Raw genomic sequence first — 11,238 nt, 5'->3', positions numbered from 1 at the left:
TCGACAGGTTCACGCGGCTGTTGGTGGGTGCCGACCGTTGGTCGGCGCATCTGTCAGATATCGATATTCAAATGGGGTCGGAGCCCGGCCAGTACATCCACGCCATGCGTGGATGAAATCCATCAGATATCGAAATGGATCTCCGTGCCGACCAAAGGTCGGCACCCACCAACATCGGTATCCGCCATCAGCAGCACGTTCCGACAGATCGCGGGACAATGTCGAAGGCGGGGTGCGTCCGGTTGAGGGGGCGGCGCAAGTACGTCCATGTAGCCTTGGTCGCACCATCCATGGCGCTCACATCCCGCAAACCCACAGTGCCCCGCCTTCGACAGGTTCACGCGGCTGTTGGTGGGTGCCGACCGTTGGTCGGCACATCTGTCAGATATCGATATTCAAATGGGGTCGGAGCCCGGCCAGTAGATCCACGCCATGCGTGGATGAAATCCATCAGATATCGAAATGGATCTCCGTGCCGACCAACGGCCGGCACCCACCAACATCGGTATCCGCCATCAGCAGCAGGTTCCGACAGATCGCGGGATAATGTCGAAGGCGGGGTGCGTCCGGTTGAGGGGGCGTGAGCCGCATGGATGCGGCGACCGAGGCTACATGGACGTATTCACGCCGTCCCCCTCAACCGGACCCACCCCGCCAACCCTCAGGAAACCAGCTTCTGCTGTTGACGTTGACGTTGACGTTGACGTTGATTCGGCAGGTGCAGGGCGCAGCCTTGCCAGCCCCCCCCCCTTATACTTCCCGCCGTGAGTACCTTCCCCACGCTCGTCGCGCTGGAATCCCCGCTGCTCGTCGCCTACAGCGGCGGCCTGGATTCGACCGTGCTGCTGCACTGGCTGCACAGCTGCGCACAGGCCAACGGCACGCCCCTGCGCGCCGTGCACGTGCACCACGGCCTGCAGGCCAGCGCCGATGCCTGGGTGCAGCACTGCCAGCAGCAATGCGATGCGCTGGGCATCGCACTGGCGGTACACCGCGTGCAGGTCGATACCACGGCAGGCCTGGGCCTGGAAGCGGCGGCACGCCAGGCGCGGCGCGCGGCCTTCGCCGCCGAACTGCGCGAAGGCGAAACGCTGGCGCTGGCCCAGCACCAGGACGACCAGGCCGAAACCTTCCTGCTGCGCGCACTGCGCAGCTCCGGCATCGATGGCCTGGCAGCGATGACTGAGGACAGCGTCCTGCACGACAACCGCCTGTGGCGGCCGCTGCTGCACACCGCACGCGCAGCACTGCGCGACTACGCGCAGACCCACGCCCTGCACTGGATCGAAGACCCCAGCAATGCAAGCGACGAAGTCGACCGCAACTTCCTGCGCCTGCGCGTCCTGCCGCTGCTGCGGCAGCGCTGGCCACATGCAGCCGCTGCGCTGGCCGGCAGTGCCGCCCACTGCGCGCAGACGCGCACGCTGCTGGACGAGGAAGACGCCGAGCTGATCGCACACCTGGAAGTGGTGCCCCGCGTACTGTCGCTGCAGCTGCTGCGCCAGGTATCGCCGGCACGCGGTGCACGGGTGCTGCGCGCCTGGGTGCGCGCGCATGGCGCCGCGCCGTTGCCGGCCTCCGTGCTGCGGCAACTTCAACAGGAGCTGCTGGAAACCCCCAAAGATCGCCAGGCCCAGGTGCGTTGGCAGAATCATGCCATCCAGCAATGGCGCGACCATGCCTACCTGCTGCCGGCACACCTGCCGGTGCTGCCGGCAGGCTGGCAAGCAACGTGGGATGGCCGTGAGCCGCTGCCGCTGCCCGATGGCGGGCAGCTTCGCCTGCTTGGCGGCGAAGCGTTCGACCGCCCCCTGCAGGTCCGTGCGCGGCAGGGCGGCGAACGCATCCTGCTGCCGGGCCGCACCCATTCACACGCGCTCAAGGACTGCCTGCAGCGCGAACACCTGGCGCCGTGGCGGCGCGCGCAGCTGCCCCTGTTGTTCGACGGCGGGCAGCTGCTGGCCGCCGCTGACGTGGTGGTTTCCGCGCCGCTGCAGGCCTGGCTGCAGGCCCACGATGCGCAGCTGCAGTGGCGACCCGGCGGTTGGTGAATTGACCCCCGCGCGGCAGCCGTCCACACTTGTCGCATGGCCAAGAAGTCCCCCGAAAACGCCTCCCCCGTTGCCCGGTTCGAGCAGTCGCTTGAATCGCTTGAACAGCTGGTGGAGCAGATGGAAACCGGCGAGCTGAGCCTGGAAGCGTCGCTCAGTGCTTACGAACGTGGCGTCGGTCTGTACCGCCAGTGCCAGCAGGCGCTGGAACAGGCCGAACTGCGCGTGCGCCTGCTCAGCGACCCGGCACAGCCCGAAACCGCAGAACCCTTTGATCCGCCCAGCCATGACGGCTGACGCGCAGTTTGCCCGCTGGCGCGACCGTATCGAAAGTCAGCTCGACGCCGCCCTGCCCTCCCCTGCCGAAGCACCCCGGCGCCTGCACCAGGCGTTGCGCTATTCGGTGCTGGGCGGTGGCAAGCGCATGCGCCCGCTGCTGGTGTACGCCAGCGGCCAGCTGTTCGGCGCACCGGCGGACCAGCTCGATGCCGCTGCCATGGCGGTGGAAATGATCCACGCCTATTCGCTGGTGCATGACGACCTGCCGGCGATGGACGATGACGCCCTGCGCCGCGGCAAGCCGACCACCCATATCGCCTTCGACGAAGCCACCGCGATCCTGGCCGGTGACGCCCTGCAGACACGCGCCTTCGGCCTGCTGGCCGATGCCCCGCTGCCGGCCACGCTGCGCGTGGCCTGCCTGCAGACCCTGGCCCACGCCTCCGGTGCGTCCGGCATGTGCGGCGGCCAGGCGCTGGATATCGATGCCACCGGCCAGCAGCAGTCGCTGGCCGCGCTGACCCGCATGCACGCCCTGAAGACCGGTGCATTGATCCGCGCCGCGGTGCGCATGGGCGCGCTGTGCGGCCACGCCCCGGAAGCACGGCTGGCCCAGCTGGATGACTTTGCCGATGCGCTCGGCCTGGCCTTCCAGGTGCGCGATGACATCCTTGATGTCGAAGCCAGTTCCGAGCAGCTGGGCAAGACCGCCGGCAAGGACCAGGCACAGGACAAGAGCACCTTCCCGGCACTGCTGGGCATGGACGGCGCCAAGGCGCACCTCCGCGAACTGGCAGCGCGCATGCAGTCGGCGTTGGCCGGGTATGGCGAAGAGGCCGACGCGCTGCGTGCGCTGGCGACGCTGGCGGTAGAACGCGATCACTGAGCGGGCTCGCCGGGCCTGGCCCGGCGCTACCCGCGCCGCAAATGGAAACGCCCGGCACTGCCGGGCGTTTCTTCATGCGTCGTTGATCGTTGCCGCTTACTTGATCAGGCGCAGCGCGAACGGGTAGCGGTAGGCTTCGCCGTTGTTGGCCTTCACTGCAGCGATGACGCTGAACACCAGGCTGATCAGGCCGACAACCGGCGCCAGGATGCCGCCAATGATCACGATCATCAGGATGATGCAGATCAGCATGGCGATGCTGATGGTGATCTGGAAGTTCAGGGCTTCCTTGGCCTGGTCGGTGACGAAGGCCTTGCTGGCGTCATCCTTGTTGATCAGCCAGATGATCAGGGCGCCGATGAAACCGGTGAAGATGCCCAGCAGGTGCGCGGCCAGCGCCATGGTGCGCTGGTCGCTCGGCACGCTCGCGGCGGCCGGCACGTTTTCGAAATCGCTCACGACAAAACTCCTTTTCTTTGGGTGGTCTTGAGCAACCGGCAGCGGGCCGATTGCGTCAGGCGCGCATAGCTTACGCCATCAATGGCATCAATCATTACCGGCGATGGTCATCCGCCCGACCAGGATCGAGCCGGTCCGGATGTGCGAGCGCGGGTCGATGTCACTGCCGACCGCTTCAATGGCGCTGAACATGTCCCGCAGGTTGCCAGCGATGGTGATGCCGTCGACCGGGTACTGGATCTCCCCGTTCTCGACCTTGAAGCCCCCGGCGCCGCGCGAATAATCGCCGGTCACCCCGTTCACGCCCTGCCCCATCAGCTCGGTCACCAGCAGGCCCTGGCCCATCTGCCGGGCGATGTCCTGCAACGGGCCTGCGTTGGCCGCCAACTGCAGGTTGTGCACGCCACCGGCATTGGCCGTGGTCTGCAGGCCCAGCTTGCGTGCTGAATAGCTGCCCAGCACATAGCGCTGCAGCACGCCGTCACGGACCAGCGCCGAGGCGCGGGTGGCCACGCCGTCACCATCGAAGGCGGCCGAACGCAGGCCACGGCGCAGATGCGGCAGCTCCTCGATCTGCATCCAGTCGGGGAACAGCTGCTGGCCCACGCTGTCCAGCAGGAAGCTGGCCTGACGGTACAGGGCACCGCCGGACACCGCCGACAGCAGGTGGCCGACCAGGCTGCGCGCGACTTCCGGGGCGAACAGCACCGGCATGCTGCTGGTGGGCAGCGAGCGCGGCTGCAGGCGGGCCACGGTGCGCTCGGCCGCGTGGCGGCCCACATGGTCGGCTGCCTCCAGGTCCTCGCGGGCCAGGCCACCGGTGTACCAGCCATCACGTTGCATGCCGTCGCCGCTGCCGGCGATCAGCGCGCAGCCGACTGAATGGTGGGTGCCGCGCTCGCGGCCGATGAACCCGTGCGAGTTGGCATAGACCGAGACGCTCTGCATGCTCGACACCGAAGCGCCATCGGAGTTGCTGATGCGGGCGTCGGCCTCGCGGCCAGCCGCTTCACAGGCCAGGGCCAGGTCCACGGCCTCGTCGGCCTGCAGCGCCCAGGGGTGCCAGCTGTCCAGATCAGGGAAATCGCGGGCCATCAGCGCGGCCTCGGCCAGGCCGGCGGCCAGGTCGTCTTCGGTGTGCCGGGCGATCGCGCAGGCCTGCTCGACCGTGGCCGCCAGGCTTGCCTCGTTCAGGTCGGCGGTGCTGGCACTGCCCTTGCGCTGGCCGAAATAGACGGTCACGGCGATGCCACCGTCGCGGGTGGACTGCACGGTCTCGACCTCGCCGAGGCGGACATTCACTTCCATGCCACGGTCTTCGCTGCAGCTCACTTCGGCTTGGCTGGCGCCCAGCGCGCGGGCGCGCTCCAGCAGCTGCTGGGAAAGGTCGGCCAGGCGTTCCAGACGGGCCGGGCTGTCGTCGCCGACGGCCACTTCAGGGGCGATCACGTTCAATGCTTTATCCTGTGCGGGTTGGGCCCGGCATCACGCCGGGCGACTTTTTTGAGATCAGGTAGGGACGATGCGCGGACGCGACGAAGAAACCGGTGAATTCCACGACAAGAGCCGCAGCCAGAACCGGCGCGACGCGCTCGATGTCCTGGCCCTGGGCGAGAAGCTGGTGTCGCTGACCCCGGCCCAGCTGGCGCGCCTGCCGATCCCGGAAGACCTGCTGCCGCATATCGCCGAGTGCAAGCGGATCACCGCCCACATCGCCCACAAGCGGCAGTTGGCGTTCCTGGCCAAGCACATGCGCCGCGAGGAAGACGCCACGCTGGACGCGATCCGCGATGCGCTGGACGCCAACAGCGAAACCGGCCGCCGCGAGGTGGCGATGATGCATCGCGCCGAAGACTGGCGCGAGCGCCTGCTGACCGATGGCGACAAGGCGCTGGCCGCCCTGCTGGACGACTACCCGCAGGCCGACCGCCAGCAGCTGCGCACGCTGGTGCGCAACGCGCAGGCCGAAAAGGCGAAGAACAAGCCGCCGCGCGCCTACCGCGAGATCTTCCAGGTGCTGCGCGCGCTGATGCTGCCGGCGGCGCTGGGCCTGAAGGCCGTGGCCGATGAGGCCGACGACGTCGAGACCGGCGAAGCCGACGAGGACTGAGTCCGCGCCGGCCCGGGCGGTGGCGCTGGCCATCGCCCGGTTCAGGCCTGGGTACCGCCGACCGTGATGCCCTCGATCAGCAGCGAGGGCTGGCCCACACCCACCGGCACGCTCTGGCCATCCTTGCCGCAGATACCCACGCCCTCATCCAGCGCAAGGTCGTTACCGACCATGCGTACCTTCTGCATCGTTTCCGGCCCGTTGCCGATCAGGGTAGCGCCCTTCACCGGCGCGGTGATCCGGCCATCCTCGATCAGATAGGCCTCGGTGGCCGAGAACACATATTTGCCGCTGGTGATGTCGACCTGGCCGCCACCGAAGTTGACGGCGTACAGGCCCTTCTTCACCGAACGGATCATCTCCTTCGGGTCGTGCTGGCCGGCGCGCATGTAAGTGTTGGTCATGCGCGGCATGGTCAGGTGCGCGAAGGATTCGCGGCGGCCGTTGCCGGTCGGCGCCACGCCCATCAGCCGCGCATTGAGGCTGTCCTGCATGTAGCCCACCAGGATGCCGTCCTCGATCAGCGTGGTGCACTGGCTCGGGTGGCCCTCGTCATCGATGTTGAGCGAGCCGCGACGGCCATCCAGGGTGCCGTCGTCGACGATGGTCACGCCCGGCGCGGCCACCCGCTCACCGATGCGGCCAGCGTAGACACTGGTGCCCTTGCGGTTGAAGTCCCCTTCCAGGCCGTGGCCGACCGCCTCGTGCAGCAGGACGCCGGGCCAGCCCGGGCCGAGCACCACCGGCATCACGCCAGCCGGCGCGGGTACCGCATCCAGGTTCACCAGTGCCTGCCGCAGCGCCTCGCGGGCGAAGGCTTCCGGGCGGCCCTCGGCAAACAATTCGGCATAGCCGTAGCGGCCGCCGCCGCCGGCATAGCCCGATTCTCGGCGGCCGTTCTGCTCGACGATCACCTGCACGTTCAGCCGCACCAGCGGGCGCACGTCGGCGCCCAGCACGCCGTCGGTGCGCGCGACCAGCACGGTGTCGACGCCACCGGACAGGCTGACCATCACCTGCTTCACCCGCGGGTCGGCAGCACGCAGGTAGCCGTCCAGGCGCTTGAGCACCTCCACCTTGGCCTCGTTGCCCAGGCTGTCGATCGGGTCCAGCGTCGGGTACAGCGCACGCGCGTTGCCGCGCAGCAGCGAACGACCGGTCTGCGCGCCGCCCTCGCGCGAAATCGCGCGGGCCGACTGCGCCGCGGTCAGCAGGGCATCGGCATGGATGTCATCGGAATAGGCAAAGCCGGTCTTCTCACCGGCGATTGCGCGCACGCCCACGCCCTGCTCGATGGAGTGGGCGCCGTCCTTGACGATGCCGTCTTCCACGCTCCAGCTTTCGCGCCGGGCATGCTGGAAGTACAGGTCGCCGAAGTCCACGCCGGGGCCCAGCAACTGGCCGAAGGTGCGCTCCAGGCCGGCGGTGTCCAGGCCACCGGGGCGCAGCAGGCGGTCCTGGGCAAGCGTCAGTGCGTTATCAGTCATGGTCTCGATCTGGGGGTCTGGAGGCGGCCAGGCAAGGCCGCGGATGAACAGGGGCCACGCCGCTCAACGCGGGCGCGGCAGGTCGGTGACGCTCGGCGGCACGCCCGGAACCGGAACCGGGGCCGGAGCCGACGCCGGCGATGGAGCCGGGGTGCGGTCGCGGCTGCGCTCGATCACCTCCACCTTGGGCTCCTTCCACGGGCCGGTGACCCGGTAGGTGCGGGCGCCGATCTCGCCCAATGGCTTGGACAATACCGCATTGGTGGCCGCACCCAGCGCCGCGCCCACGGGGCCGCCGGCCACCGCGCCAACCACGGTCAGCAGGTTGCCCGCGCGCGGGTTGACATCGATGGTCTGGTCGAACTGCTGCTGGCGCAGATCGGTCTGGCCGCGGATGGTGATGTTGGCCGCCGGGCCCTCGATCAGCACCTTGTCGGTACGCGCCATGCCATCGGCGAAGCGCATGCCGCCTTCGATATGGTTGAAGGCGAAGCCCTTGGAGAAGAAGTCGCGGAAATCGAACATCAGGCGACGCGGCAGCTGCGCCACGCTGAGCAGGCCGAGCACGCGGCCGGCGCCGGGATCCAGTTCCAGCAGCTGGCCATTGCGCGCATCGATGTCGAGCGTGCCCTGTAGATTGCCCAGCTGGAAATCCGACGGGCCACCTGCCCAGGCTGCCTGCAGCTGCGCCTGTCCGGAGCCGCCACGCAGCTGGCCGCCGTAGTCCAGGTTCTGCATCAACCCGCCCAGGTCTTCGCTGCGCACGTCCGCGGTCAGCTCAGTGCGTGCACCGTCGCCCTTGCCCAGCCAACGGCCGGTGATGTCGATCTCCTGATCGGGTGCGCGGAAGCGCAGCTGGTCCACGTTCAGCCCATTGCCCAGCGGCCGCGTACGCAGCACCGCCTGGCCCAGCACCACCTTGCCGAACTTCAGGTCGGCGATGTCCAGCGCGAATGGGGGCAGCTTGGCCGGATCGATGTCATCGGCACCGGTCTGCGGCCGCGCAGCAGCCACTGCCCTGTCAGCGTCCGGCGCGGTCGGGGGCGACTGCCAGTGCACGCGGTCAAGCTGGCCGCTGATGGTGCCGCCGTCGGCATTGGGCACGCTCAGGCGGCCTGCCAGCGCGGGACCGTCCAAGCGCACCTCCAGGGCCTGCGCGCCCGGCCGCAGCCGCAGCCGGGTCTGTTCAAAGATACCGCCGATCAGCATCAGCCGGCCGACCTGCACGTCCACCGCGCGCAGCGGCATCGGGTCGCCGTCACCGCCTGCGCCACGGGCCAGGCTGATCCACTCCAGCGCATCCAGGGTCGGACTGTGGCCGTTGATGACCAGCCCGCTCGGCGGCGGATCACGGTCGACGCGACCGCTTCCCATCGTCACCTGCACGCCGGTCTGGTTGTTGTGGGTGCGCGCCGCCAGGGCCAGGCGCTGGCCGAAGGCGACGTCGATGCGCCCATCGCCCATCGGTAGCTGGGCCGACACAGTGGTGGCCAGCGGGTCTGCCGCCGGCTTGTCCAGCGGCGCCGGCAGGTCCAGGCGGGTACCGACCAGGTCCGAATGCAGGCGAAGCTCGCTCGGCGGGGCCGGCGCACCGGGAACTGCCTTGGGCAGGTTGACCGCGATGGTCCAAGCCGAGGTGCCATCAAGGTAGGGCTTCAGCCAGGCCATCTCCGGCGCCCGGTCGATCAGCACCTTGGCATCCAGGCGGGCGGACAGTTCCGATTCGAAGGCCAGCGCCGGATCACGCACGTAGCCCCCGGCGCGCAGGCTCAAGCGGCCGTCCTGACCGAGGTGGCGCACGGCCAGATCCTCGGCACCGAACCCACCGCTGCCATAGCGTGCCTGGCCGCGCATTGCATCGAATTCGAGATCGAAGCGTTTGTCCACCAGCTTCACCCCGGCCAGGTCCACCGTGCCTCCCAGGTGGCCGCCGCCTTCGTCGTGGTGCAGCGGCTGCAGCAGATCGAAATGCACGTTGGCCGGTCCGCTGGCCACCAGATTGTCGAGGGTGTCGCCGTATTCTTTGTGCAGCCCGCTCTGCCGCAGCATCGCCAGCAGCCGGCCGGCATCGCTCTGGCTGTCGGCGCGCACGTACAGCGGCTGCTGGCCGAAATCGGCAATGCCCGCCTCGAACTTCTGCACTGCCACGCCGGCCAGATCGCCGCGGCCCTGCATGTGGAAGCCGGGGCCGATGAAGGCGATATCGGCATCGACCTGGCCCATCACCGGCCAATCGTGCTGGAAGCGGATGTCGCCGTTGCTGATGTGGCCGGTGGCCTCGAAGCGGCCATCGTTGTGGTCGAACGGCCAATCGTCCAGATCACCGCTGACCAGACCGATGCCGCCGCGCACCTGGCCGCCCACCAAAGCGGCATCCAGCCAATCGGTGGCGCCCTTGCTCATTTTCGAATGGATCCAGAACCGCTTGGCGGCGGTCATCGGCACATCATCCAGCTTGGCCGCCAGTTGCAGCCACGGGCGCGTGCCGTCGCCCTGGAACCAGACCCCGCCGCGCACGTCGGCCGCATAGTTGGTGCCTTCCACGCGCATGGCCGGGGTGCCGATGCGCCAGCCGCCCGCTTCATCGCGCCAGCCGACGATCTGCCCGGCCAGGTGCAGGTCGTGGCGCTCGCCGAAGCCGGTGGGCCAGTCGAACTGCAGTTCCTGCTGCGGCTTCAGCTGCAGGCTGAAGCCATCAGCATCGCCTTCGAAACGACCGCCCAGGCCGCGCACGCCCGGTGCGTCGCCGATGCTGGCAAAGCCCAGCGCCTGCAGTTCACCCTGCGCCCACAGTGGACCGTCACGCTGGCCCTGCATTTGCAGCGTACGCACGTCCAGCTGCGGCTTGGACAGATAAAGCCAATGGCGCAGCCCTGCATCCAGCCGGTCGCTCAAGGCCAGAGCGCGCAGAGCGGTACCGGCCTGGACCGGCCCGCTGCTGATCCGCAGCTGCCTGCCCACCTGCACCTGCAGGCCGTCAAGCCGCTGTTCGTCCGCTCCGCTGCGCAGGCGCAGCCGTGGCACCTGCAGCGCCCAGCCATCGCCCTGGCGCTGCCAGCGCAGGCGCGCCTGCACGCGCTGCAGCTGCAGGCCGGGCGCGGCCACCCCCGGCATCGGTGCGCCTTCCAGGTGCACCTCGCGCAGGTCCGAATCGGTGGTGACGGCCACCGGTGCGAAATCGCGCAGGGTCAGCCATAGATTGAGTTCGCCCTTGCCCTCACGCAGGCGCAGGCCACCGGCTGCCAGCAACGGCGACCAGGCATGGAAATCAACCGGGTCGGCCCCCAGCCACGCCTGGCCATTGCCATGGCGGCGATCCAGATCCAGCACCGCCGTCAGTGGCAGCGCGTCGGCCTGTGCCCAGGCGCGTACGCCCACCCGAAGACGGTTGCCATCCACCCGCAGGCGCAGGTCGATGCGCGGCAGCGTGGCATCCACGCCCAGCGCGGGCGCGTGCACGCCCAGGCGGCCACCGATCACCTGCAGCTCGCCCAGCCGACGCAGCGCATCGAGCGGGTCACCATCGCTGCTGGACTGCGGCAGGCCACGCACAGACCAGCGTCCGTCCACGCCCTGCTGCAGGTCCAGGGCCACACCGCGAAGGCGCAGCTCGGTAAGGGAACGGCCCGGCAGCAGGCCGCTGTACATCGACACCAGCACTTCGGCCTCGCCGATGGCCAGGCCCTGCCCGGCACCGATGCGCAGGCCCTTGAGCTGCAGCAGCGGGCCACGCCGCGTCCAGGCGGTATCCAGCTGTTCGAAGCGCACCGGTTGCCCGGCACGTTCACTCAACCACGCAGCGATGGCCTCGGGGTGGCGCTCGGCCAGCGGCAGCAGCTGGCTGAGCGTACCCACCAGCAGGGCCAGTACGACCAGCGCGACCGCACACGCAGCAATGAAATGACGGCGGATCCTTCGCAGTCGCAGGCGCGGCGGCGCGCTCATCGGCCTCGACCGGTGCCCGGC

The 11,238-nt window shown here is 68.9% G+C and carries 8 protein-coding genes; 4 read left to right on the top strand and 4 right to left on the bottom strand.

Annotated elements, in window-relative coordinates; genetic code table 11:
* The first annotated feature begins 764 nt into the window (after positions 1–764).
* Genes tilS through ACQKDV_RS04560 form a run of 3 tightly spaced genes read left to right on the top strand, consistent with a single transcriptional unit; the run spans position 765 to position 3,216 of the window.
* Positions 765–2,051, top strand: coding sequence for a tRNA lysidine(34) synthetase TilS (tilS, locus tag ACQKDV_RS04570; RefSeq protein WP_427782600.1), 1,287 nt, complete (start codon positions 765–767; stop codon positions 2,049–2,051).
* Positions 2,052–2,087: 36 nt separating this feature from the next.
* Entirely contained in the window at positions 2,088–2,348 is a 261-nt protein-coding gene (locus ACQKDV_RS04565) for an exodeoxyribonuclease VII small subunit (protein WP_229290080.1), read from the top strand.
* The gene (locus ACQKDV_RS04560) at positions 2,338–3,216 is read left to right on the top strand and encodes a polyprenyl synthetase family protein (protein ID WP_427782599.1); all 879 of its coding nucleotides are present in this window, start codon (positions 2,338–2,340) and stop codon (positions 3,214–3,216) included. The genes ACQKDV_RS04565 and ACQKDV_RS04560 overlap by 11 nt, the downstream gene beginning before the upstream one ends.
* A 96-nt stretch (positions 3,217–3,312) precedes the next feature.
* Here ACQKDV_RS04560 and ACQKDV_RS04555 read toward each other — a convergent pair whose 3' ends face one another.
* Positions 3,313–3,675, bottom strand: a complete 363-nt coding sequence (locus ACQKDV_RS04555; RefSeq protein WP_427782598.1) for a DUF4870 domain-containing protein — start codon at positions 3,673–3,675, stop codon at positions 3,313–3,315.
* A gap of 87 nt (positions 3,676–3,762) precedes the next feature.
* Positions 3,763–5,130 carry a metalloprotease PmbA gene (gene pmbA, locus ACQKDV_RS04550; protein WP_427782597.1) on the bottom strand — a complete coding sequence of 456 codons (1,368 nt, stop codon included), beginning with the start codon at positions 5,128–5,130 and terminating at the stop codon, positions 3,763–3,765.
* 67 nt (positions 5,131–5,197) lie between these two features.
* On the opposite strand from pmbA, the gene yjgA reads away from it, so the two are divergent.
* Complete coding sequence (yjgA, locus tag ACQKDV_RS04545; RefSeq protein WP_427782596.1) at positions 5,198–5,785, top strand: ribosome biogenesis factor YjgA; 588 nt, start codon at positions 5,198–5,200, stop codon at positions 5,783–5,785.
* A 41-nt stretch (positions 5,786–5,826) separates the two neighbouring features.
* Here the strand turns inward: yjgA and tldD are convergent, their stop codons facing one another.
* Both tldD and ACQKDV_RS04535 read right to left on the bottom strand, forming a co-directional pair.
* Positions 5,827–7,272, bottom strand: coding sequence for a metalloprotease TldD (gene tldD, locus ACQKDV_RS04540; protein WP_427782595.1), 1,446 nt, complete (start codon positions 7,270–7,272; stop codon positions 5,827–5,829).
* A 63-nt stretch (positions 7,273–7,335) separates the two neighbouring features.
* A complete protein-coding gene (locus ACQKDV_RS04535) occupies positions 7,336–11,217 on the bottom strand; it encodes a YhdP family protein (RefSeq protein ID WP_427782594.1) in 3,882 nt (1,293 codons plus the stop codon).
* Positions 11,218–11,238: the final 21 nt, after the last annotated feature.

Origin of the sequence: Stenotrophomonas sp. NPDC077659 (assembly GCF_050268705.1) — a bacterium.
Taxonomy (GTDB): domain Bacteria; phylum Pseudomonadota; class Gammaproteobacteria; order Xanthomonadales; family Xanthomonadaceae; genus Stenotrophomonas.
This window is presented reverse-complemented; position numbering and strand designations above follow the sequence as displayed.

Coding starts and splice junctions, on each gene's coding strand:
- ACQKDV_RS04565 (WP_229290080.1), top strand. CDS start 2,088: ATGGCCAAGAAGTCCCCCGAAAACGCCTCCCCCGTTGCCCGGTTCGAG.
- ACQKDV_RS04560 (WP_427782599.1), top strand. CDS start 2,338: ATGACGGCTGACGCGCAGTTTGCCCGCTGGCGCGACCGTATCGAAAGT.
- yjgA (WP_427782596.1), top strand. CDS start 5,198: ATGCGCGGACGCGACGAAGAAACCGGTGAATTCCACGACAAGAGCCGC.
- tldD (WP_427782595.1), bottom strand. CDS start 7,272: ATGACTGATAACGCACTGACGCTTGCCCAGGACCGCCTGCTGCGCCCC.
- ACQKDV_RS04535 (WP_427782594.1), bottom strand. CDS start 11,217: ATGAGCGCGCCGCCGCGCCTGCGACTGCGAAGGATCCGCCGTCATTTC.